At 50.1% G+C, this 23,487-nt stretch carries 18 protein-coding genes and 1 riboswitch; of the genes, 14 read left to right on the top strand and 4 right to left on the bottom strand.

Annotation, left to right across the window (positions count from 1 at the left end; translation table 11 throughout):
- Positions 1 to 29 precede the first annotated feature (29 nt).
- The 3 genes from AC1DWB_RS04780 to AC1DWB_RS04790 all read left to right on the top strand — a co-directional run bounded on the left by AC1DWB_RS04780 (position 30) and on the right by AC1DWB_RS04790 (position 3,888).
- Complete coding sequence (locus AC1DWB_RS04780) at positions 30 to 1,754, top strand: alkaline phosphatase family protein (RefSeq protein ID WP_477539894.1); 1,725 nt, start codon at positions 30 to 32, stop codon at positions 1,752 to 1,754.
- Entirely contained in the window at positions 1,751 to 2,611 is an 861-nt protein-coding gene (locus AC1DWB_RS04785; RefSeq protein ID WP_477539895.1) for a Cof-type HAD-IIB family hydrolase, read from the top strand. The genes AC1DWB_RS04780 and AC1DWB_RS04785 overlap by 4 nt, the downstream gene beginning before the upstream one ends.
- A 212-nt stretch (positions 2,612 to 2,823) precedes the next feature.
- Entirely contained in the window at positions 2,824 to 3,888 is a 1,065-nt protein-coding gene (locus AC1DWB_RS04790; RefSeq protein WP_477539896.1) for an HRDC domain-containing protein, read from the top strand.
- 707 nt (positions 3,889 to 4,595) lie between these two features.
- Here AC1DWB_RS04790 and corA read toward each other — a convergent pair.
- Both corA and AC1DWB_RS04800 read right to left on the bottom strand, forming a co-directional pair.
- Positions 4,596 to 5,531, bottom strand: coding sequence for a magnesium/cobalt transporter CorA (gene corA, locus AC1DWB_RS04795; RefSeq protein ID WP_477539897.1), 936 nt, complete (start codon positions 5,529 to 5,531; stop codon positions 4,596 to 4,598).
- Between the two features lie 488 nt (positions 5,532 to 6,019).
- Positions 6,020 to 6,946 (bottom strand): AraC family transcriptional regulator, encoded by a 927-nt coding sequence (locus AC1DWB_RS04800; protein WP_477539898.1) that lies wholly within the window; start codon positions 6,944 to 6,946, stop codon positions 6,020 to 6,022.
- A gap of 144 nt (positions 6,947 to 7,090) precedes the next feature.
- Here AC1DWB_RS04800 and AC1DWB_RS04805 point away from each other — a divergent pair, with 144 nt between their 5' ends.
- From AC1DWB_RS04805 to AC1DWB_RS04825, 5 genes are all read left to right on the top strand, one after another.
- Complete coding sequence (locus tag AC1DWB_RS04805) at positions 7,091 to 8,164, top strand: Gfo/Idh/MocA family protein (RefSeq protein ID WP_477539899.1); 1,074 nt, start codon at positions 7,091 to 7,093, stop codon at positions 8,162 to 8,164.
- 16 nt (positions 8,165 to 8,180) lie between these two features.
- On the top strand, positions 8,181 to 9,020 hold the full coding sequence (locus AC1DWB_RS04810) for a sugar phosphate isomerase/epimerase family protein (protein WP_477539900.1): 840 nt from the start codon (positions 8,181 to 8,183) through the stop codon (positions 9,018 to 9,020).
- Between the two features lie 364 nt (positions 9,021 to 9,384).
- A riboswitch (SAM riboswitch) is annotated at positions 9,385 to 9,514 on the top strand.
- A gap of 92 nt (positions 9,515 to 9,606) precedes the next feature.
- Positions 9,607 to 10,536, top strand: coding sequence for a homoserine O-acetyltransferase MetA (metA, locus tag AC1DWB_RS04815; RefSeq protein ID WP_477539901.1), 930 nt, complete (start codon positions 9,607 to 9,609; stop codon positions 10,534 to 10,536).
- Between the two features lie 68 nt (positions 10,537 to 10,604).
- On the top strand, positions 10,605 to 11,774 hold the full coding sequence (locus AC1DWB_RS04820) for an aminotransferase class I/II-fold pyridoxal phosphate-dependent enzyme (protein WP_477539902.1): 1,170 nt from the start codon (positions 10,605 to 10,607) through the stop codon (positions 11,772 to 11,774).
- Positions 11,771 to 12,961: a trans-sulfuration enzyme family protein gene (locus AC1DWB_RS04825; RefSeq protein ID WP_477539903.1), complete on the top strand. Its 1,191-nt coding sequence runs from the start codon at positions 11,771 to 11,773 to the stop codon at positions 12,959 to 12,961. Before AC1DWB_RS04820 ends, AC1DWB_RS04825 begins: the two co-directional genes overlap by 4 nt.
- Before the next feature lie 134 nt (positions 12,962 to 13,095).
- Here AC1DWB_RS04825 and AC1DWB_RS04830 read toward each other — a convergent pair whose 3' ends face one another.
- Complete coding sequence (locus tag AC1DWB_RS04830; protein WP_477539904.1) at positions 13,096 to 14,169, bottom strand: hypothetical protein; 1,074 nt, start codon at positions 14,167 to 14,169, stop codon at positions 13,096 to 13,098.
- Between the two features lie 200 nt (positions 14,170 to 14,369).
- Here AC1DWB_RS04830 and AC1DWB_RS04835 point away from each other — a divergent pair, with 200 nt between their 5' ends.
- From AC1DWB_RS04835 to AC1DWB_RS04850, 4 genes are all read left to right on the top strand, one after another.
- Positions 14,370 to 14,774 (top strand): YkvA family protein, encoded by a 405-nt coding sequence (locus AC1DWB_RS04835; protein WP_477539905.1) that lies wholly within the window; start codon positions 14,370 to 14,372, stop codon positions 14,772 to 14,774.
- A gap of 611 nt (positions 14,775 to 15,385) precedes the next feature.
- On the top strand, positions 15,386 to 16,312 hold the full coding sequence (locus AC1DWB_RS04840; protein WP_477539906.1) for a zinc ribbon domain-containing protein: 927 nt from the start codon (positions 15,386 to 15,388) through the stop codon (positions 16,310 to 16,312).
- Positions 16,313 to 16,331: 19 nt separating this feature from the next.
- On the top strand, positions 16,332 to 16,598 hold the full coding sequence (locus AC1DWB_RS04845) for a hypothetical protein (protein ID WP_477539907.1): 267 nt from the start codon (positions 16,332 to 16,334) through the stop codon (positions 16,596 to 16,598).
- A gap of 59 nt (positions 16,599 to 16,657) precedes the next feature.
- Positions 16,658 to 17,008 (top strand): hypothetical protein, encoded by a 351-nt coding sequence (locus AC1DWB_RS04850; protein WP_477539908.1) that lies wholly within the window; start codon positions 16,658 to 16,660, stop codon positions 17,006 to 17,008.
- Between the two features lie 1,154 nt (positions 17,009 to 18,162).
- On the opposite strand, the gene AC1DWB_RS04855 is transcribed toward AC1DWB_RS04850, so the two are convergent.
- Positions 18,163 to 18,864 carry an aspartate/glutamate racemase family protein gene (locus AC1DWB_RS04855; RefSeq protein ID WP_477539909.1) on the bottom strand — a complete coding sequence of 234 codons (702 nt, stop codon included), beginning with the start codon at positions 18,862 to 18,864 and terminating at the stop codon, positions 18,163 to 18,165.
- Between the two features lie 133 nt (positions 18,865 to 18,997).
- Here AC1DWB_RS04855 and pdxR point away from each other — a divergent pair, with 133 nt between their 5' ends.
- Both pdxR and AC1DWB_RS04865 read left to right on the top strand, forming a co-directional pair.
- The gene (pdxR, locus tag AC1DWB_RS04860) at positions 18,998 to 20,416 is read left to right on the top strand and encodes a MocR-like pyridoxine biosynthesis transcription factor PdxR (RefSeq protein ID WP_477539910.1); all 1,419 of its coding nucleotides are present in this window, start codon (positions 18,998 to 19,000) and stop codon (positions 20,414 to 20,416) included.
- A 243-nt stretch (positions 20,417 to 20,659) separates the two neighbouring features.
- Positions 20,660 to 23,014, top strand: a complete 2,355-nt coding sequence (locus AC1DWB_RS04865) for a helix-turn-helix domain-containing protein (protein WP_477539911.1) — start codon at positions 20,660 to 20,662, stop codon at positions 23,012 to 23,014.
- Positions 23,015 to 23,487 lie beyond the last annotated feature (473 nt).

Below are 23,487 nucleotides of genomic sequence, written 5' to 3' on the forward strand. Positions count from 1 at the left end.
TCGGATCTGCGGGAAGGAGGAATAGGCCAATGAACGGTGCCGAACAACGAGGTTATGTCATTTATTTGAACTGGGACGGATTTGCTTACGAATGGTACAGGCTCGTCAATGAATCGTATGGTGGCACGCCCAATCTGAATGCGCTTTTGCAGAAGGGGGTGCTGTTCACCAATGTTGGGACGGGAATCCCTTCGATTACGGGGGCGATGCAGCAGTGTATCGCTTCGGGTGCATGGCCTGCAGATACAGGCAACTGCCACCGTTACTATGACGTGGGGCTGAATCGGGTCATCCAATTTCAGCGGCACAATCCGTTGGAAAATATCGCCGAAGCTGCCGTGCGGAGCGGTGTCAGTCTTGCGGCGGTAAATGCGTGGTATTTCGAGAACCGGGGAACGTTCGAAGGGAATGTGGAGCAGCCTTATATCCGAGTAAGCTTGCCGAGCAATTTTGCCGAACGGGTCGATGAAATGATCAAGGTGATCAATGGCGAGCCAGTGGCCACCGGAGATGTGACGATGAGATTCGATGATGTGCCACGGTTTCTCTCCATCTATGCCGACGACATCGACACGGTGGCCCATAACGGCAGGGTTACCTACGAGGGATTGAGGGTGGCGGAGACGAGGCAGATGTGGTATGACAACATCTGCGAAACGATCCGGCGGATGGATGCCGATTTGGGCCGGCTCGTCCATGCGCTTAAGAAGAGAGGCGTATTCGAGCGGACAACGATTGTGTTGACGACCGATCACGGAATGGCCCCTTACGGCGCTGCCGCCAAAGATTTGAAGGCGCCTTTCCCGGAGGAGGCGATAAGCTGTTTGCCGGATTTGGCAGAGACGATTGCCGAAACGGGCGTTCTATTCAGGGGAGAGCGATACAAGGTGGAGTTGCTGTGCCAGGAAGGTATGCAGGCGCAGGACGATACCGATATCGTAGTTACTACAGTCACGCTGCAGGCTCAGATCAATTTCCGAATTCCCGTCGAGTGGGAGGTTATTGCGGAGATCGTGTCCCGCGTTCAGCGGAAAAATTACTACGGCACCCATCTCGATCAAGAAGAGCTGTTGAAGCGCGGGGCATTTCCGGGGTTTGCCGATTTGGTCGTATCGCCTGAGCCGCCGTTTCATTTCCGCTGGGACGGAGATGACGTTCCCCGGGCCGTCGGGGCTAACCACGATTCTTTGCACAAGCACGTACAGCATGTGTTTACAATGATGTCGGGAGCCGGTGTTATACCGGGCATTACGTATGAAGAACAGGTATGGATGGTCGATATGGCGCCGACCATGGCACGACTGTTAGGCTTCGAGGGACCGCGGGACGCGGTAGGGACGGTGTTGGACGGCGTTTTGGCAACGGAGCTGCGGGGACCGAAGCTTGAGCTGCTCGGCCAGTCCGAGGGCTGGAACCAGACCCGGTATGCGGTCGAGAAGAGCGGTTCGGTCGGCAGCGACAATGCGGTCGAAGTGGCGGGCTATACGACGCCGCATGCCGCCGTGCGTATTAACCGGCAAGCGGCCGGTAACGCCGACCAAGGCGGATTATTCACGGTGCAGCATCGTTTGGAGCCGGGGCTGAACCGGCTGGTCGTTGAGGTGGAGGCGAACCGACGGATCAGCCGGAAAACGGTTTACATCTATTCCGCATCGGCGGAAAGGTGTCTTGCTACGCAAGGCAGAGGTATCCCGCCGAACGATGCCGCCTTCGCGGAGACCGCCGCCGGACTGGACGAGGACGATCATTTATGAAGCTTATCGCCATCGATATGGATGGAACGCTCTTGACGAAAGCGCTTGACATTACACAGGCGAATGCGTTGGGGATCCAACAGGCGCAGCGGCAAGGCATTGCAGTCGTGATCGCCACGGGAAGACCTTATGCATGGGCGAGGGCGAAGCTCGCGGCGGCCGGTCTGATCTGTCCGATTATTGGTTCTAACGGCGCCGAGCTGTATGGCCAGGACGGGAGCAAGCTGGTTACAATCCCGCTTGGGGATGCGGTGTTTGCCGAGATTCGGGCGCTGTTGGAGCAGGAACGCCTATACTACGAAGTCTATACGAATATCGGCGTATTCACGGATAACCCCGAGGGCGCGATCGCTTTGCGCATGACCGCAATCCGCGAGACGGAGACCCATCTGCCGGAAGAGGCCGTGCGGGCCATCGCGGAGCAACGGTTTGAGAGAAGCACGATCATACCTGTTCAATCGCTGGAAGAGGTGCTGGCGGGCGTTGAAATTTACAAGCTGTTAACGTGTTCCTACGACAGCTCCCGATTGCAGCACTGCCAAGCCGCTCTCGAACGCAAGCCGCAGCTCGCGATCAGCTCGTCTGCCGGCAATAATCTGGAGATTACGAATGCGGCGGCGCAGAAGGGGCTCGCCTTGCAGCGTATGGCCGCTCATTTGAATATCCCGCTGAACGATACCGCAGCGATCGGCGACAACCATAACGATGTACAAATGCTGCAGATGGCAGGGATGGCAATCGCAATGGATAATGCGGAGGAGGGCGTCAAGCGGGTGTGCCGCTATACGACCCTCTCCAACGAAGAGAGCGGCGTGGCCCACGCGATCGAGACCTACTGCCTGACTGGCGCGAACTGATAAATGACAACAAGCCAACCAGCGGAGTTGACGGAGATACGCTTCATAGACTTGATCCGCTATTCCGAAGAAAAGCTATTGCTAACTTATGGGTAATTATGGTATTGTTTAAGTAATCATTTCACAGGGGAAGCACCTCTTCTACATGGCGTAGGAGGGGTGCTTTTTGCTGTCTAATGATACTTTAATGGCCTATGGGAGGCGGATGTTTAGTGAATTTAGTGTTTTTGAACAGTTTCGAGAGGAAATCTGAGGAGCAGGGGATCGCATCTGCGCAAGTATCGATTGCTGAGCACGGGGGAGAATGGTGCGTCGAATGGACGGAGCAAGGGGACGATGGATCGGCTAAACGTGACACCTGGTACGCCGGGATGAGCTGGAGCGAGATGATGCAGCAGTTCCGCAATCGACTGCAAAATAAACGCAGTGAGGGATACGCCGCTCTGGTAGACATGTCGGGAGAAATGGCCGTAATGCCTGGGGGCAAAGCGAGAGTGTTGCAAATGCTGCATTACTACAGTGAAGCGAACGGGCGGGACGATCTGTTCCAGGAGCTGCGCGTATGGCGTAACGAGCAAGCTAGCAAGGAAGGCAAGTCACCGTTCATACTGGCTTCGAATCGGATGCTGCGGATGGTTAGCGCATTCGTGCCGCATACAGCGGAGGAGCTACGGCAAATTCCCGGGTTTGGCGAATACAAGACTAGTCTGTATGGGGAGCATCTGCTTCGAATCACGGGTAATCATGCACGGGAAACTTCGTTTCCGTTGGAGTGGGTGACGGAGCAAGTGGATCAGGCTGGATTCGAGGATTGGGTGCGGCAGCAATGGGATTTGCGTGCGAAGAGTGAGGCGGAGCGCAAAGAGATGAAGCTGAAGCTGTTGGAAGGGGTGCGGGAAGGACAGGATCTGGCAACTCTTCAGCAACTGCTTAAGCTCCCTTCCAGAGAGCTGTTGTCCCGCATCGAAGAACTCGACAAGGAGGGATACGACATGGAGCCGATGATCGAACCGGTGCTGCGTGGACTACCTCAGCAGGAGATCGATGAAGCATGGCGCGCCTTCGGGGACTCCGGTGACCGATTCCTCAAGCCCATCGTGAAACGCATCTATGGCGCCGACCGTGAGCTAACCGGTGCACAACTGGAGAAGACGTATGAGTGGCTTCGTTTGCTTCGCCTGCGCTATCGTCATCATGAGGCAGCTCTCACTGCGCTTGCCTTCGCAGCCGCGGATCACGCGCCTTCGCTCCAATCGAAGAAGGAGCAGACGGCTTAGTTGTCGGTGGTAGCGCCCGCGGGAGCCGCAAGGCGAAAGAAGAGATTGTCGATTCAAAGCAGAGATGGCCGTTCCAAGTGAAAAAGTCCCCTTCTGCTCAAACATCTTGTTTGAACCTCCCTTGATTGTATAAGGGATTCAGAGGTGGGGAGGTTCAAGCCAAAACTCGCCAGGGTCCTCTTTTTCACTTTCCACTCCTGGGCCCACGATGAATCGACAGTCTCAAGATCGTCTTACAAGCTTCCGAAAGGCCGGTGCCCGGGCTGCAAGCCGAAAAAATCGTCTTGCAAGCTTCCGAAAGGCCGACGCCCGAGCTGCAAGACGAAAATATCGTCTTACAAGCCGCCAAAAGGCCGGCACCCGGGCTGCAAGCCGAAAAAATCGTCTTGCAAGCCACCGAAAGGCCGACGTACGAGCTGCAAGCCGAAAATATCGCCTTACAAGCCGCCGAAAGGTCGGCGCCCGAGCGCCTTACTGCTCCCTCCCTCCCCAGAACTGCATGCACAACAAACAGGCCTTTCGAGCAAAGGCGAGTGAACAAGAGAAAACCGGTTTGCCGCGAGTTTTGGCTTTTCATCGAATCCACTAAAACATATAATCCGATCGATGATAAACAAGATGTCTGAGCAGGGCAAAACGGTTTTCCTAGTTACAACGACACTTTGCTCGAAAGGCCTCCGCTTTTATGCAGCATGCAGTCCCCAACTTTAAAACCAATCCTTTTTTTTGAAAAAATAAAACATGGACGAACCCGTTAACAGCATAAACCCCAGTACTGCGAAATAACCGAACCGTGTGTGCAGCTCCGGCATGAATTCGAAGTTCATCCCATAAATGCCGGTGATGATCGTCAGCGGCATGAATATCGTCGTCAACGCGGTAAAGATCCGCATGATTTCGTTCGCTCGGTTAGCTACGCTGGATTGATAAGCTTCTCTTAAGTTGCCGACCAGGTCGCGGAACGTCTCGAACGTTTCCGTAATCTTCACTGCGTTCTCATAAATGTCACTGAAATACTTCTGCAACTGATCATCGATGAGCCGAAGTTCTTTCTTGTTGAGTGTCCAGATGACTTCCTTTTGCGGGACGAGCATTTTCTTCAACCATAGAATCTCGCTTCGCAACCCGATAATCTCGTTGAGGTGGGTTTTCTTCGTGTGTACGACGATATCTTCCTCCAGCTTCTCAATCTTCACTTCGATCCGGTCGCCAACGCTGAAATAATTATCGACCACGATATCGACAAGATGGTAGAGGAACCGGTCAGCTGAATTGACTTCCTCTTCCCACAAAACGGGTTTGATGGCGCGCATCTCATTAATTTTTTGACGAGTAACCGTAATAATGGCATGTTTGAACAGGAATATATTCAGGGCACGCAGGAAAATCTCCTCGTCGTCGTACCGGATGCTGTTAATTACGATGAAATAGTGGGAGTCATAAATTTCAATCTTCGGCCGCTGTTCTTCCTCGGTCAGTGTATCCTCAACCGCCAATTCATGCAGATGAAACAAAGGTTGGAGCATTTCCAAATCTTCAACGCCTGCATCAATCCAGTAAAAGCCGTTGTCCGGCGGAATTAACATTTGCAATGTATCTTCAATCGTAGTAAAAAGTCCGTTTTGTACCAATCTCACTTTCATGATCCAATCACCCCTTAGCAGTTTCCCCCACATTCACAACTTTCAGCAGCAAACTGGAAATAAGCATCATGCAGTTGCAGACTTGAAAATGTCGGCAGCTTACATCATGCTAATACCCATTCATTTGTGCGAACCACACAAAAACTGCTAGAGGGGCAACTTCATCCAGAAGGAAAGGCCTCGCAGAACCTAACTATATGAAGAAGGGAACGAAGCGATATCCGGATTCCAATTGCCATCCTATGTCAGTCAGTTCTTGATCAGGTTTGGGTCGGCCCCCGTCCATGCAACGTTCCCTCCTTTGGGTCAATTCATATCGAATCTTACGAATAAATTCTTGTCTAGTATACTCCTAACCTGTCCGTCGCACAAGGCACCTGGAGCGGGATGAAGTGATTTTTACAGGCTCTTCACAATGTATGTTTACAACTGGGGAACGGTGCGCGAGCAAGCTTTGATTCACTGGGATACCATGTAACCGGATGCCGCTACCCGTGGTTGGCTGGATGGAGTTCACGTTCATGTCGGTCAGGATCGATGTGAGATTTGCGGTACTCACTGGGTGTGACGCCTTTGCGCAGTTTGAAAATACGGGAGAACGTTTTGTACGATCCATAGCCGACTTCCAACGCCACATTCTCCATACTCATCTCCGAAGAAACGAGCAGGCCGCATGCATGCCGGACACGAACGTCGTGAAGCACTTGCAGAAAGGTTTGGCCCGAATGCTTCTTGAACAGATCGCTTAATCGAGACACACTTAGATGAAAAGCAGCACATACATCGCTCAGGGTGAGCTCGTCCTGAGAATGGAGGTGGATGTACTGAATCACACTCCATAACGCTTTTTCACCCGAACCAGACTTCCGTACGTCGAGGGGTTGAGGACTTGAAGTAGTAGAAGCAGACGATCGGCGCAGTCGGTCGAAGCGGACGAGCACTTCGGTCAACTTGGCCCTAACCATCGGTACCCGCCACTGTTCAGTCCCTTGAAACTCTTCATATATCTCATCAAGCAGTCGGTGGATGTGGGCATCTTGCTCAGTGGTAAGCTGAACATGTGAAGCGAGCGGCGGATCTTCGCCAACTAATAGACCGCGCAGTCCAGCATCACCATGGGAATCGAGCAGCAAGCTCATGGCGAACTCCCCATTGTATAACTTCAAGCAGGAGCCGGGATCTGTCTGAATCTCATGTACCTCATAAGGCAGTACGAATGTAAAACTACCGGGTTGACTCCGATACCGAACGCCGTTAATGATCTCCCATCCCGTACCCTCCAGCACATAGGAAAATTCAAGAAAGTCATGCCGATGCGCCACGAAGCCGTTGGGTAAGCTGTGAATGCTGAATTGCAGCGGCAGCGGCGAGTATTCGTTGGGATGTCTTTTATAATAAATCGGATACAGGGTCATAGGTTCCCTCCGGATTCTTACGGTTTCAGGAAAAATGGGGGTATATTCCGTAAAAACTGGCATGCAACATAGATGGATTCATTCTATCATAACGATAGAGTCTGAAGTAGATAGACGAACCGAAAAAATGGAGGGTATCCACACATGAGCGCAAGCAGAATCCGTCTTGGTGTTATCGGGGCAGGCAATATTGGAAACGTACATATTCAAGAGTTCAGCAAGCTTCAGGAGCAATGTGAGATTACAACGGTAACAGATGCGTATTTGCCATTGGCAGATAGCCGCGCGAAGCAGTATGGTATTCCGAACGTATCTGCAAGCCCGGCGGAGCTGATCGCTAGACCAGACGTAGATGCTGTAATCATCGGAGTACCGAATTTATACCATGCCCCACTGGCGATTCAAGCGATGGAAGCCGGTAAGCATGTACTGCTCGAGAAACCAATGGGTCTTAATGCAGAGAGTGCTCGCAACATTTTGCGGACGCAGGAGAAGACAGGCATGACCCTGATGGTGGCGCATCAGATGCGTTGGGAATGGCTGCCGCTGCAGGTGAAACAGCAGGTTGAAGCCGGTGCTCTTGGACGTATCTACACGGCCAAAGCCGGTTGGTTCCGCCGCAAGGGTATCCCTGGCTGGGGAACATGGTTTACTCGGATGGAGGAAGCAGGCGGTGGACCGCTAATCGATATCGGCGTCCATATGCTCGACTTGTCCATGCACCTGATGGGCAATCCGAAACCAATCGCCGTATCTGGCGCGACTTATGCAGAGTTCGGTCCAGTCAAGAAAGGGATCGGCACTTGGGGTAAGCCCAATTGGGATGGTTACTACGACGTAGAAGACTTGGCTACTGCGCTCATCCGTATGGAGGATGGCAGTACGTTGACACTGGAAGTCAGCTGGGCTGTCCATATGGACACGGATAATACGCCGTTCATCCACTTGATGGGGACCGAAGGAGGAGCTGCAATCCGAGGCAACAAGGGCAAGTTCCTGACTGAGAAATTCAATGCTCCGATGGAGACTGAATTGAATACCCCTTCGAACGACGAGGGCGCCCGCGGTCGATTGAGCCGACACTTCCTGGAATGCGTATCCGAAGGGAAGACGCCGATTACGTCGGTCATGTCCGGGTTCACGAACAACTTGATCTTGGATGCTATATATGAATCTTCCCGTACCAAAAGTGAAGTGAAGCTCGACTGGAGCTACTAATAAGGAGGTAACTCGCATGATCAGAGGACTTACAAGAGCTGGTCTAGGCAACATCGGGAGCAACAATGAGTTTGTCAGACTGGCCCAAGCACATGGCTTCGGTGCTGTGGATATACAGGATGTGCGCGGTTGGTTCGAGCAAGAAGGCAAGGAATCGGTGAAAGCTACTCTTGCAGAAACAGGAATTATCGTTGGATCGATTGGCCTGCAGGTTCAGTGGAGAACATCAGATGCCGAGTTCCGTAACGGCTTGACGAATCTCGCTGCATCGGCAGCGGCAGCGGCTGAAGCCGGCTGTACACGCTGCACCACATACATTCTGCCTTCACTGGACGGCAGCGCTGCGCACTTCATGGCGCTTGCTACCCGCCGTTTGCGCCTGTGCGCGGAAATTCTGGGCGCCTATGGCATTCGGCTCGGCCTCGAATACGTAGGGCCACACCATCTTCGGACGAGATGGGCGAACCCATTCGTCTGGACGCTGCAAGAGACGCTGGACTGGATCGATGCGATCGGCGCACCGAACGTCGGTCTGYTGCTTGACTCATACCACTGGTACACGACCAATCCTTCGACCGAAGACCTGCTACGTCTAACAACACAGCAAATCGTGCACGTGCATATCAATGATGCGCCTGATGTGCCGGTTGAGGAAGCACTCGACAACGGCCGGTTGTATCCGGGCGAAGGCGTAATTGATCTCGTACAATTTCTGCGTGCGCTGAGCCAGACGGGCTACAAAGGGCCGATCTCGCAAGAGATATTGACGCAGTCCGCTCCTACAGAGTCCGCCGAAGTCCTGCTCCAGCGCTCCAAAGCCGGCTTCGATAAAGTGTTCTCCGCCGCCGGTCTATAATCTCTTAGTCCAACTCCCCGCTGCTCTCTGCGGGGAGTTTCTTTTTTACTACCCCCCGAGACTGTCGAGGAATGGTTTGTGTACGGGTAATGAAACTGAGACTGTCGATTAACGCAAGTGCGGAGAATAGAAGAAGGAGTGGAGAAACGAAGTGCCCGCCTTTGAAATCTCGTCCCTTCCAAAAAAAAACTCAATCCTGGGACGTGATTTCAACAGCGGTCGGAACCCTTCTTCTGTTCGGAGCTAATCAGGCGTTGGTCGACAGTCTCTTTGCTTTGTACTGCCTTCATTCCACGACAGTCGCCTCTTGACAACACCAACTCATTTGTATAACATTATACGTAATCAATCGAATAGCACGGAACTCTTATCAAGAGTAGGTGGAGGGACTAGCCCTATGATACCCGGCAACCGACTAACCCGTTTCGTAGGAAATGGGGGCGCACGGTGCTAATTCTTGCGGAAGCAGATGTTGTGTTTCTGGGAGATGAGAGAGGACATTCGAACACGTACGGTTTAATGGCCTTTCTTCATCTCTGGAGAAAAGGCTATTTGTATTTTTATCCCACGAAAGGAGTGTATACACATGCCGATTAAAATTCCCGATCATTTGCCGGCTAAAGAGATATTAAACGAGGAGAACATATTCGTGATGGACGAATCTGTGGCGCAATACCAAGATATTCGACCACTCAAGATTGCCATCCTTAACCTGATGCCGACCAAAGAAACGACCGAGACGCAAATTTTACGGCTGATCGGCAATACACCGCTGCAAGTGGAGTTTGTATTGCTGCATCCCAAGACGCATACGTCCAAAAATACGTCTCCGGAACATCTGGAGCAGTTTTATAAAAATTTCGATGACGTGAAAGACGAATACTTCGACGGGATGATCATTACCGGAGCACCCGTGGAGCAAATGGATTTCGAGAACGTCACCTACTGGCAGGAATTAAAGGAAGTGATGGACTGGTGCAACACCAACGTCACCTCGACCCTATACATTTGTTGGGCATCGCAAGCCGGATTGTATCATCATTTCGGAGTGCCCAAGTATCCGCTGGACAGCAAAATATTCGGGGTATTCCCGCACACAACGACAACGAAGCACGTGAAGCTGCTGCGCGGGTTCGATGAAATGTTCTACGTGCCACAATCCAGGCATACGGAAGTGCGGCGGGAAGACATTGAGCCGATCAACAACCTGGACATTTTGTCAGAATCAGAAGATTCCGGCGTGTACATCGTGGCGACCAAGGACGGGAAGCATATATTCGTAACCGGCCACTCCGAGTATGATCCATTGACCTTGAAGTGGGAGTACGACCGTGATGTATTGAAAGGATTGCCGATCGAGGTGCCGCGGAACTATTTTCCCAAAGACGACCCGTCGCGCGACCCGCAATGTACATGGAGAGCCCATGCGAACCTGCTGTTCTCCAACTGGCTGAACTACTATGTGTACCAGGAAACACCTTACGATTTGAATGCGCACATGGCCTCCTACATTTGACCAAACCAGCATAAAGCCGCGCGTGATAGTTGCAGTCGAATTATCGATTACTAGGAGGACACTTGTTCATGAAAATTGAAAGCCGTTTGGCGCAGATCGGTTCGATCTCCGAGCCGGTCACGGGAGCTGTAAGTTTCCCGGTATACCAGGCTACTGCATTCCGCCACCCGCAGCTTGGCCAGAGCACAGGGTTCGATTATTCCCGCTCGAAAAATCCGACACGCTTCGTATTAGAGCAAGCGATTGCCGAATTGGAGTCCGGTGATGCTGGATTCGCCTGCAGCTCGGGAATGGCTGCCTTGCAAACGATATTCGCTTTATTCAGTCAAGGGGACCACTTACTCGTCTCGCTTGATTTGTACGGAGGAACGTACCGCTTGATCGAGAAGATCATGACACGGTTTGGCGTCACCGCTACTTACGTTGACACGAACGACCTGGATGCGCTGGAAGCAAACTACCGTCCGACAACCAAGGCCGTGCTGATCGAAACGCCGACCAATCCACTTATGATGATTACTGATCTGGAGCTAGTATGCGGCTGGGCGAAGAAGAAAGGGCTGCTTACGATTGTGGACAACACGTTGTTGACCCCTTTTCTGCAACGTCCGATCGAGCTAGGCGCCGATATTATTATTCATAGCGCGACCAAATACCTCGGCGGTCATAACGATGTGTTGGCGGGTCTGATCGTGACCAAAGGCAAGGAACTGTCCGAACAGATGGCAATTCTACACAACTCGATTGGCTCCGTTCTGGGGCCGCAAGATTCGTGGCTGCTTATGCGCGGCATGAAGACGCTGGCCATTCGGATGGAGCGCCACGAATATAACGCGACCCAGATCGCTAATTTCCTGCTCGAACACCCGCTGGTCGACGAAGTGTTCTATCCGGCGCTGCCAAGCCACCCAGGCTATGAGACGCAGAACCGTCAATCGTCGGGCAATACGGGCATCTTCTCTTTCAAGATGAAGGAAGCTCGCATGATTGAACCGATTCTCCGGCATATTAAGCTTATCGCTTTCGCAGAAAGCTTAGGTGGGGTGGAATCGCTGATGACGTATCCGGCTGTACAGACTCATGCGGATATTCCCGAGGAAATCCGCCGCAAGGTCGGCGTAGATGACCGCTTACTGCGCTTCTCTGTCGGTATTGAGCACGTTGACGATTTAATCGCCGACTTGGCAGGCGCTATTGAGGCGGCGAAGTTGGAATTGGAAGAGGGCAAAGTATCATGACAACGAACAACACGAACCCGAAATCGCGCAAGCACAAGCCCGATGCGAATACGAAGTTCGCTACTAAGCTGATCCATTTTGGCGGCGAGATTTGTGAGACTACCGGTGCGGCCAGCTTGCCGATCTATCAAGCATCAACGTTCCATCATTATGACCTGAACAACCCGCCTGACTTCGACTATGCGCGTTCTGGCAATCCGACTCGTCAGGGGTTAGAGGACTATATCGCCACGTTGGAAGGCGGCACGCGCGGATTCGCCTTTGCTTCGGGGATGGCAGCGATATCGACGGCGTTCATGCTGCTCTCGAGCGGCGATCATGTAATTTGTACAGAGGACGTGTATGGGGGGACGTACCGTTTGCTCACAAGCATCCTGACTCGGATGAACATCGAGACGACGTTCGTCGATATGACGAACCTGGATGCGGTGAAGGCGGCGCTGAAGCCGAATACGAAGGCGCTGTTCATGGAGACACCGTCGAATCCAACGTTGCGCATTACCGATATTGCCGCGGTGAACGGATGGGCGAAGGAGCAAGGGTTGCTCACGATGATCGACAACACGTTCATGACCCCCTATCACCAGCGCCCGCTAGAGCTCGGTGTCGACATCGTGCTGCACAGCGCCACCAAGTTTCTTGGCGGCCACAGCGATGTGTTGGCAGGTCTTGCCGTTGTCGCAGACAAGTCGCTTGGTATGCGGTTGAAGCAATTACAGAATGGACTTGGCACGGTACTCGGCGTGCAAGATTCGTGGCTGCTTGTTCGTGGCATGAAGACGCTGAAAGCGCGTATGGAAGCTCACGAGCAGGGTGCCCGCCAATTGGCACAATGGCTGAGCGAGCACTCTTCCGTGGCACAAGTGTACTACCCTGGCCTGAAGGATCATCCCGGCCGGGCCATTCACGAGAAGCAGTCGCTTGGCTACGGTGCCGTCGTCTCGTTCGACGTTGGGTCGGGCGAGCTCGCGAAGCGCGTTATGAGCCGCGTGCAGCTTCCAATCGTCGCGGTGAGCCTGGGCGCGGTGGAGAGCATCCTGTCCTACCCGGCCATGATGTCACACGCCGCCATGCCGCGTGAATTCCGCTTGGAGCGCGGCATTACTGACGGTCTGATGCGCTACTCTGTTGGTCTCGAGGATGTCGAGGACATCATCGCCGACTTGGAGCAGGCTTTGGCGGAGTAAGCTCATGAGGGTGTTACTCCGTTATAGAATGAACTTGAAAGTACAACTTTCGTTGTATTGATAAACGAGGACCCGGCCACAGGCCGGGTTTTCTTATGTTTAGATTTCCATTGCCATCTCTCTTATCGAATGAATTATTGGATTTCAACATTAAAGGAGTATGGGGTCCGAGTATTCAGCACCAATCGTTCCGATATGACGTCGCCTCCGTCCTGAGTGAAATTTACACTTTCGGCCTTCTCCAGAGTGACCCTGTAGCGTCCAGGGCCGAGTGGTTGGCCTTCGCGATCAACGGGATTCCAGGGGACGGTGAAGTTGTACGAAGACAGTCTCCCAAGCGGGCCTTCAATATTAGGCAGCGTCTTTTCGTAAACAGTTCCAATCGACTTTGAGAACTCATCGATCCGATCCACTTTGAATTGCCAATCATACGGCTGAAGGACGATATCGTGCTCCGTATTGTTCAGGAATGTGACGCGGAAAGGCGATACCTGATTCCCGGGAAGCTGTCCATTAAAGCCGCTTGGTGGGTAGAGGGCGGCGACAATGCCTGTGCCATAGTGACTGCTTATATGCTCATACTTTGTAACCTCCAGCTGATTGCGGATCTTTACCTCATACGATCCGATGTTTCGCTTGCGATCAAAGTCGAGGGAGGTTGTGAAGGGCCGGGTTTCACCGGGCTGAGGCGGCCTGGTCTCCGTATCATTCACATGCACAAAATCTGTTGTGCCCATTTTTCTTCCTTGCGTATCGAAGGCGGTAATCTCGATTTCCTTGTCTTTCAGCTCTTTGTTGATCCGGATCGTTCCGGACGACAGACGATTGGAACCGTTCGGCTGCATCATGACATACATATCTCCCATATTTACGTAGCCATCCGGATCGCTTATGGTAAGGAGCCCGCTGGTCAGCACCGTGTCGGTCCTAATGTTGATCTGATTCTTGAATCCATTGTGAGCGGCAGCTTCCTCGAAATCGACATTCGCTCCCATAGCCTCCGCAAACGTGCGTAGAGGTATGTAAGCTTTGTTGTTGTAATTGATCACGGCATTTTCCCCGGTTACATCGATGGGCTTGATCGTTTCGTCATTGCGAATCACAACCTGACTGGGAAACAAAAAAGCCTGAATCGAGTCCGCAGCCATTACGGCCGTTGATGAGGCGAGGGCTGCTCCGCAAACAAAGCCAATAATAAATTTTTTCATCTATTTTCTCCTCCTTCTCGCTACAGTGCCTCTCCATTAGACGAATCAAAAAGGGGAATGTTGCTAGAAAACCGGCGGAGCGAAAGCGTGAATGAAGGTAGGAGGTTCATAAGGAAATGAGTGTTATTGGAAATGAATTTGATGACAACAAGGATGAGAAGCATGAGAGTTTGGAGGTGAATCTTTAAGCTGAACAATTTGTGAAGGGGGGATTTTGGAATAAAACTAAATCTGTTGCTAGAAAAGTGCCATTTATACCAGAAGCCGTAGGTGCTTATTATTGTATGCTTGATTCAAAAACACCAGTATGGGCAAAAGCTATGGTTATAGGCGCTTTAACATACTTCATATCACCAGTCGATGCTATCCCTGATCCTATAATTGCTATTGGACTTACAGATGATGCGGCAGTCATTGCTGCGGCAATATCGCTGCAATTTGAAACAATCTCACAGATGAACACAGAGAGCAAGCTAAAAAATTCTTTGCGAATGAAGCATGATAAAATGGAAGATATAAAGTTTTATATATTAGGAATTGGGTTACTTGGAGTAATTCTACTTCCAATAATCTTTAAAATTTATGTAGCATATTCAAATTATTAATATGTACGGAATAGTAAAAGGAATCATGATATTGGTAGGTTTTGTTATCTTCATCGCAGAAATTAGAAAGATATTTAAATTCAATTAGAACTAATTGGCTGGCGGTTAATTCCGCTAGTCATTTTTTCATTTTAATTTTTACTGAGGTTCGTTCAATTTTATAAGCGTTCCAGCAGATGAATCATACTTCTGCAAAAGACTATTTCCGCAAACTTTACTTGGAAAATAAATGTGGAGAAGATGTTGTGTATCAAGCAATACAACTCCAAAAGGAGAAATATCGAAATAAAAAAAGCAGGTTGATTTTTTTACTGCAAATAAAAAATGTAGTGGCGCATCCCAAGCTGAAATGCTTGGTATTTTTATGTCATACATAATTTGGTATTTAAGTTACTGAACTGCTCCTTATTTCCCGCAAAGCAGTAAAACATTTATAGGACAATATTCCTAAAAATCGCCATATATAGTACAATAGTATCTGGAAATGTATTCAAATTCAGCATTGCTAAGGAAGGAATATGTAATTCATGACGTAGTGGTGGTATACAGTGTTGAAATGCTGTGTCACTTTATAGTTAGCGGTGCTTGAAATTATAATGAGGAGGCAAAACATGTTTTGTTCGAAATGTGGAACTAAGTTAAATGAAAGTGCTAAATTTTGTGGTAATTGTGGTACGGCGGTAGTAGCCGAAACTGAAGCGAAACTGCCGGTGGAGGAAAATGTAAGTCCTACTATTGCTGAAAAGATTAATGACGAATTTCCTGTAAGGACAGATGATAACATTGATACTAATGCAAATGTTACTCCAATTGGAAAAGCGAAAAAAATAAAAGTAAAGAAACCTATCTACAAAAAATGGTGGGCGTGGGTTGTAGCGGTAATAATTTTCTTTATTATCATTGGAAATCTTGGCAATAGTGATGACAAGGAATTGGCTGATCCGCCAGCGAAGGAAGCATCGGGCAAAGTGGAGCAAACCGCTGAAGAGAAGGCCGCAGCCAAAGCTCAAGCTGATGCCGATAAGAAGACACAGGCGGATGCCAAGGCTAAGGCGGATGCGGATGAAAAAGCGAAAGCTGATGCGGATAAGAAAGCTAAGGCAAACGAAGAGGCAAGGAATCCAAAGTGGAATGTCAAGGAAATGGATGCTCAAAAAAATGGAAATATAAGCCTCGCAGTTAATTTGCTTAATATCTTAGGGGATGTATCCGCTAAAGGTGAAGTTGCTGATTCGGGTGATGTTTTGAAAACGCCGTGGAATTATTATGGTAAGGCTATTACATTTACTGGTTCAGTTACAATTGTCCAAGACTATCCGCCAGGTAGCGACTTCCCAAAAATGGGCGTTAACTGTCAGGTGGTATTTATAGCTAACAACGGTACGGTTCTTGATTTATTCTCGACGGTGGCTAGTGGGAAGTTAAAGGTGGGAGATAAATTGACTGTCGTGGCCTATCCAATAGGTATACTAGAAGTACCAAACAAGCTAGGCGGAAATTCAACGCAGTTGGCAATTGTTACAAATAAACTACAGTAGGAAAGGAGGGACTAGCAAAATGGATCAAACTCAAACAGACCAACAAAAAGTAGTTGCCCTAGAAAAAGATATAATTCCAATAAAAAATACAATCGCTACATTGATGTATTTTCTTGCATGGGGAATCTTGGTTCTTGGTGGTTTTTTTGGGATGACAATACTTGAAGAAAGTCCATTTATGGCGGTTGTGTACTGGATAGGGGCAGGATCTACTTCATTATTTATGTTTGGATTCTCAGAAATAATCAACTTGCTACATGGCATCTATGAAAAAGTAAAAGGTTAAATTGATGGGGCGGTTCTTCGGGGCCTCATTAAAAATCTATTGTTTTGGAGGATTTAAAATTGGGCGCTAAAAATAAAGTAATAGCCGGAGACTATGACGGAAAACATGTTGTCGTTTCATTTGGAATTATAAATATTGCAACAGGTTTATTCAGCAAATCTATTGAATTAAACAAAGAAACTGTAGCGGAATATGAACTTGTTGATGAAGAGAAACGTAAAAGTGCAACAAGCGCCGTTGGCAGGGGTTTAGTTGGTGGATTAATACTTGGCCCTGTCGGGCTTCTGGCTGGTTTATCTGCCAAGAGTAAAGGGGTACATATTGTTGCAGTCCAGTTCAAGGATGGTAAAAGGAGTTTGCTAGAGATTGATGATAAGATTTACAAGGCAATGCTGAAGAAATTATTTTAGGGACGAAAAGCCTTGGGCGTAATTTTCGGAATACTTATCGCTTTGGTTGTCATTTGGAGAATCTACATTTTAATAAAAATGTTGTTCAAGTGGCAGTTTTGGATAGGTCTTATTATTACAGCGTCCTACTTTTACTTAGCTTACAAAGTTATTAACTATTTTGGGGTCAAGTATGTGAGTGAGGACAATTACATGGTATACGGCATTGTCACATATGTTTCAATTTTTATATTGTACTGTTTGACATCACTCAGGATAAAAGTTGGTCGCTATCCTGTACTTCAGTATTCTATGATGTTTCTCTTTCACATTGGGCATTCTTGCATTTAATGTAAGCGGATTTGAAAACAACCTTGATCCTAAACCTGATTACACAGCAATCGACAACCCTAACATGCATCACACGGATGCTTATGAACGTACAATGCCGGATGGCACGGTTCAACAGGTGAGTGATTATGTGGCGCACAATCCTGATTATAGAGTCAGTCAAAGGGTTCGTGGCGGTTGTGGTCGCAATCGGAATGTTGCTTGGGGGATGCTCGAGCACGACTACATCTGCCGGAACGTCTAAGCCAGCGCGCAGTACTCCCTGCTGCTATCGGCTTGTTGCTGCCCATCAGGGAGGGAATAACGGATCCTGTAAGGCTGTCGATTCACTGTGGACAAGAGGAGTGGAAAGTGAAAAAGAGGACCCCAGCGAGTTTTGGCTTGAACCTCCATACCGTAAGATCCCTTATACAATCAGGGAGTTTCAAACAAGATGTATGAGTAAAAGGGGTCCTTTTTCACTTGGAACGGCCGTTTTTGTTTCTATTAACAGTTAATCGACAGCCTCCCTGTGTCCGTAAAGATAACCTGTATCCTGTAAATCCTGCGAAAGTCGAAAGTGCAGCATTTTTTATCGGGAAAGTAAGTTTCCGGAAGAGAATCCTGCAAAAGTACATCAATTTTAGTCCAGTTCGCCCGTTAAGCAGCCATTCAAGCAGAAATCATGTATATTTGCAGGATTATCTCCAGAATATAGGGAAAACGCAAAAAAATGATGTACTATTGCAGCTTTTTCGCTCTACAAGCCCTGTATTACCGTTCGGTTGAAGCCAACCTTTACGACGTTTTTACCTTTCGGTGCGGTTACAGCTTACAGGTGTCAGTTATGACGTCTGGGCATGAAGGGCGAACTCCACGGCTGCGTTTGCATGAATATAGGTCGTATCGAAGAGAGGCAAGGGTCCATCTCCCTCATGTAAGAGAAGTGGGATTTCCGTGCAGCCCAGAATAATGCCTTCCGCACCTTGTGCGCGCAATCGCTCAATGATTTGCAGATACTCTTGTTTGGAAGAGGGGTTCAACTCTCCGCGGCACAGCTCTTGGAAAATGACCTCGTGCACCCGATTCCGGTCAGCCTCCTGAGGTATGATCGCTTCGATCCCTAGCTCTTCCAGACGATCCCGGTAGAACGACTGCTCCATCGTATACTGAGTCCCTAACAGACCAACTTTGCGGATCGACTGCCGTTTCACTTCGTTCGCGGTTACATCGATAATATGCAGCAGCGGGATGCTGACCGCACGCTGGACTTCCGCAGCAACTGTATGCATCGTGTTCGTGCAGATTAGGACCACGTCGCAACCGCTTGCCTCCAGCTTGACGGCCGCTTCCGCCAGGAGCGCAGCCGCCTTTTGCCATTGCCCCGTCTTTTGCAACTGCACCACCTCTGCGAAATCGAAAGAGTATAACAAGCATTTAGCTGAATGCAATCCTCCAAGTCGCTCTTTGATACCTTCGTTGATGTACCGGTAATAAGAGGCGGTTGATTCCCAGCTTAAGCCACCGATCAAGCCAATCGTTTTCATTTTCGTATACGCTCCTTTGATCATCTTTTGATCCAAATCATATCATGCTATACTGGTTGCAAGAAGTGCCAGGAATGAGCTATTCCTATAGTACCAGTATGAACAATGGATCGGGATCAAGGGGGAGTCGCCGTTGTTGTGGTTTACGGTGGATCGAAGGGCTGACATATCCTTAACAGCCCAGGTGTATGAGCAGGTGCGTTCTCGCATTCTGCAACAAGAGCTGGTGGAGGGCGAGCGACTGCCCTCCAGTCGTGAGCTGGCGTCCAATATCGGCGTATCGCGAAATATCGTATTAGAGGCGTATGAGCGGCTGACGGTGGAGGGGTACCTGGAGAGCCGCCCCCAAATGGGCACCTTCGTCGCAGCGGGGTCTTCTTTTGACTGGCTCAGGGAGACGGAGCAGGAGCTTGCTGCTCCAACGATAGCCGGGACGAGGTCAAATTCAGAACAAGCGGCCATCGACTTCCGAGCGGCGCACCCTGCTGCGGATTATTTCCCGCGCACAGTGTGGGGGCGACTGGCCAAGGAAGTTTGTCTTCTCGCTCCGGAGCGCGTCTTCGGCTATACGGGAGCCGAAGGGTTGCCTGAGCTTCGCAGCGTATTGGCGCGTTACCTACTGCAAGCGCGTGGAGTCCGCTGCCATCCGGACCAGATCGTCATTACCTCAGGGGCTACACAAGCGTTGCATCTGATCACGGAACTGCTATCGCGTAACAAGGACACGCTCGTCGCTGTCGAGGATCCGGTCACGGACGAGATGCGCGCCATATTCACTTATGCCGGCTCGACCGTAATGCCGATTCCAGTGGACGACAAGGGGATCATTCCCGAAGAGTTGTCCACTGAGGAAAAGCCGGATTTCGTCTTCGTCATTCCTTCCCATCAATTCCCGCTCGGGGGCACGCTGCCGATCCAGCGGCGCATTCAGCTGCTCGAGTATGCCCGGCAGATGGATTGCTTCATCGTAGAGGATGACTATGACAGCGAATTCACATACGAGGGTGTCGCCGTACACTCGATGCAGGGTCTGGATCCGGAGCGCGTCCTCTATGTAGGGACGTTCAGCAAGATCTTATCGCCCGCACTGCGGATCGGTTATGCTGTTCTGCCCGAGCGGTTCATTCCGGTCTACCGACGGCTGAAGTGGTTCGCCGATCGCCACACCTCCGCTCTAGAGCAACTGATTCTGGCCCGATTCATGGAAGAGGGCTATTTCGAGCGGCATATCCGGCGCATGAAGAAAATTTACCGCAAGCGGCGAGAAGCCCTAGTACACAGCCTGCAGCAGGAGCTCCCGCAGGCATTGATCCTGGGGCAGGCCGCTGGTATGCATCTCGTCGTCGAAATCCCGGGGATACAGTTTACCCAATCTTTACTCCAGCGTATCCATTCAGAAGGGGTGCAAGTGTACCCGGTAGAGCATTACGCGATCCGTAAGGGTCGGCATGAGCACCAGATCGTTATGGGATATGGCGGACTGACGATTGAATCGATTCAGGAAGGGGTTATTCGCCTGCGACGTGCGTTAGAGCGGGAAACTCAATGCTGATTTTCCCGACTCCGTTAGGCGAATCGCTTATTCCTTATTTGAGAATGATAATGAGTTGGGCGGCGAAACATTATCCGAATGCAATCTCGCGGGCTTTTTTTCAAATCACGGATTGAATCTTGGGTAGCAATAAGCTAATCTAAATATGTAGGCTTAGAGTTATTGGTCGAACCATACTATATTCTATCAGATATTTTGAAATCGCTTACAATTTAGAAAATCCATCCAATCGAGGTGACGCGAATGCGTAAGAAATGGTTTCATTCTATTCAATCCCGCCATTTTTACTTCAAAGTGATGATCGTAACGTTGATTTTATGCTTACTGCCTATGCTCGCGACCAGTCTTGTGTATTACCAGAACGTCAAGATTACGGTTCAGCAGGAGCTCCGTCAAGCGAATACCAATTATTTGAACCAAACCGCCAACGCGGTGGAATTGATGATCGACCAGATCGGCAATAGCTTCCGTCAACTGACGTTGGAAGGTGCAACGATGCGGCAGTTCGAGCTGTTTCCGCGAGGCTTGTATTACGAAGCGTTGACCGGCGAGCTCAAGGACGAGGATTTGCCTACATTAGAATCGTATTTGCGCGAGAAGAAGCAGGCGTTGAATAACATGCGCGCTCTGAAGCTGTCCAACGAGTTCATCTATTCGGTTTATTATTTCGACAGCGTCAAGAAATTGATTATGACCTCCGATCTGCTTGTATTCGAGCCGGATCGTTTCTATGACGAAGGCTGGAATCGGTTTCCCCAAGGCGATCCGGCACTGCCGATGATTGTGGATATGCGCAGTGCGAAGACGGTGGCAGGGACGTCCTTGAATGTTATTCCTCTAGTGTACAAAACATCGATCGAAGGAAATGTTCTGGTCATTAATCTCGATGCGGATAAAATATATGAAAGTTTCGTACGCAAACCGGGCAGCGAACAAAACCAGCCCTTCTTCGTCCTGTCCTCAACCGGTAAGCCTATGCTGTACGATTCCACTAATCCGATGAACAGTCGAATCGGCAACAGCCCGGTATGGCAACTGCAGAGCCGCGGCCAACAAAGCTTTTACGAAGAGGAAGTGGATGGGGATCGGTTATTCGTCTCGTGGATCAAGTCGGATAAGCTCGGGTGGACGTTTGTACTCGCTTCGCCGCTCAACGAACTGTACCGCAGCGTCTCCAAGGTGAAGAACATGATCATCTGGTACTGCTGTGTGCTGGCTGCCGCGGGTTGCTTGCTCGCTGTATTACTCGCGCGGAACTTGTACGCCCCAATCCGACGCATGCTGCTGTTCATCAAAAGCAAGGACGACCGGTACCATGGCGCTGCAACGGGGGAATGGCACGTCATCCGCAGCAGCCTGGAGGAAGCGTTCGAGGATCGTTGGAGTTTACGGTATCGGTTGAAGGAAAGTCTTCCAGCCTACAAAGAAACATTCGTGCGGTCGCTGCTCCGCCACAATGGGTATGATCGCGACTATATGGTAGAAAGGCTGGACTATCTTGGCTTCGATATCGAATTGGAGCAACTCATGCTTATGCTCATCACACTGGAGTATGCAAATGAGCAACGTTCTGATGATGCGGAAAGCGAAGGCATGAACAAGGTCCGGCTGACGGATTCGATCGATACCGGGTTGCCGGCGGATTGGAAGCGAATGATTAGCGAAGTTGCCGACGGAACGTTCGTGGTCATCGTCAACTGTCAGCCTCACGAGATAACCGTTCTGTTCGAAAGCGCTGAGCAATTGATCCATACGATCGGAGAACGACTTAACATCGGCTGCTCCATTGGGATTGGCAAACCGTGCGCTCACGCAGGCGAATTAGGAAGAGCTTACAACGAGGCGTTGGAGGCGCTGCGATATCGCGGCATAGTGGGTACGGGCGAAGTGATCTACATTGAGGATGTCAGACTGGAAGGAACAACGACATCGTTCCACTACCCATCAGATAAGGAAGAGTCGTTGAACACATACATTGTGAACGGGGATGCGGAACAGGCGCTCCGTCTGCTTGATCAGATCGTCAAGGATATTAGCGGCGAGAAAGGCCGAGTGCACGTCAGGCAAATCCAATACGCGCTCATGAGGCTTCTTAGCAGTCTAGTGGCGACAACGGATCGGATGAATATTGATTTGTCCACCTTGACCGGAGAGAAGAACAACTTATACGGGACGTTGCTGCATAAAGACGATCTGCATGAAGCGGTGCAATGGCTGCGCGGGCTAATCTCGACAATGGCTTCGGGTTTCGGATCGGCCTTCCGCGAGAAGAACAACCGTTACGTCGAGCAAGCGATGGCGATCATATGCAAGGAGCTCGACAAGCCTCTTTCTCTCGTCCAGATCGCTGATCGGCTTCGCCTTAGTCCGTCCTACTTGAGTCGGATATTCAAGGAGAACAGCGGACAATCGTTTTCCGATTATTTGACGCAAGTACGTATGGAGCGAGGCAAGGAGCTGCTTCTCGGTACGGATTTGAAGATCAAGGAGATCGGTGAACAAGTCGGGTATTTGAAAAGCGATTACTTCATCAAGCTGTTCCGCGAATGCATCGGCATGACGCCCGGTGAATATCGAAAAGCACGAAGTGGAACATAGAGGATGTCGATTAACTGTTAATAGAAGCAAAACGGCCGTTCCAAGTGAAAAAGGACCCCTAAGCTTTACCCCACAAAGTGAAGACTAGCTCTGAAGATAACGCCGAGTACTTTGTGGGGGCCCCAAGAGCTCAAACATCTTGTTTGAACCTACCTGATTGTATAAGGGATCAAGTGGTATGGAGGTTCAAGCCAAAACTCGCTGGGGTCCTCTTTTTCACTTTCCACTCCTCTTGTCCACAGTTAATCGACAGCCTCACATAGTAGCTAATTCGTGCGGCATTGCTGTTGCGATACCACAACGATGATAATCATACCAACATCTTGAGGAATGTCATCGGCAAGGGGGCAGTGACATAACCGTGGCATTTCTTTTCCCACCTTTTAAGGCAATACTTCAATCACAGTGCACTGTGCGGTTGTCGCGACACGCATCGCTGGAAAGATTGAAAACGGTTACGAGAGGGGCAAACA

This window comes from Paenibacillus sp. P4_E11 (genome assembly GCF_056401635.1).

Bases quoted from the DNA above. Each gene is read 5' to 3' on its own strand.
- AC1DWB_RS04780 (WP_477539894.1), top strand. From the start codon at position 30: ATGAACGGTGCCGAACAACGAGGTTATGTCATTTATTTGAACTGGGAC.
- AC1DWB_RS04785 (WP_477539895.1), top strand. From the start codon at position 1,751: ATGAAGCTTATCGCCATCGATATGGATGGAACGCTCTTGACGAAAGCG.
- corA (WP_477539897.1), bottom strand. From the start codon at position 5,531: ATGAAAGTGAGATTGGTACAAAACGGACTTTTTACTACGATTGAAGAT.
- AC1DWB_RS04800 (WP_477539898.1), bottom strand. From the start codon at position 6,946: ATGACCCTGTATCCGATTTATTATAAAAGACATCCCAACGAATACTCG.
- AC1DWB_RS04805 (WP_477539899.1), top strand. From the start codon at position 7,091: ATGAGCGCAAGCAGAATCCGTCTTGGTGTTATCGGGGCAGGCAATATT.
- metA (WP_477539901.1), top strand. From the start codon at position 9,607: ATGCCGATTAAAATTCCCGATCATTTGCCGGCTAAAGAGATATTAAAC.
- AC1DWB_RS04820 (WP_477539902.1), top strand. From the start codon at position 10,605: ATGAAAATTGAAAGCCGTTTGGCGCAGATCGGTTCGATCTCCGAGCCG.
- AC1DWB_RS04825 (WP_477539903.1), top strand. From the start codon at position 11,771: ATGACAACGAACAACACGAACCCGAAATCGCGCAAGCACAAGCCCGAT.
- AC1DWB_RS04830 (WP_477539904.1), bottom strand. From the start codon at position 14,169: ATGAAAAAATTTATTATTGGCTTTGTTTGCGGAGCAGCCCTCGCCTCA.
- AC1DWB_RS04840 (WP_477539906.1), top strand. From the start codon at position 15,386: ATGTTTTGTTCGAAATGTGGAACTAAGTTAAATGAAAGTGCTAAATTT.
- AC1DWB_RS04845 (WP_477539907.1), top strand. From the start codon at position 16,332: ATGGATCAAACTCAAACAGACCAACAAAAAGTAGTTGCCCTAGAAAAA.
- AC1DWB_RS04855 (WP_477539909.1), bottom strand. From the start codon at position 18,864: ATGAAAACGATTGGCTTGATCGGTGGCTTAAGCTGGGAATCAACCGCC.
- AC1DWB_RS04865 (WP_477539911.1), top strand. From the start codon at position 20,660: ATGCGTAAGAAATGGTTTCATTCTATTCAATCCCGCCATTTTTACTTC.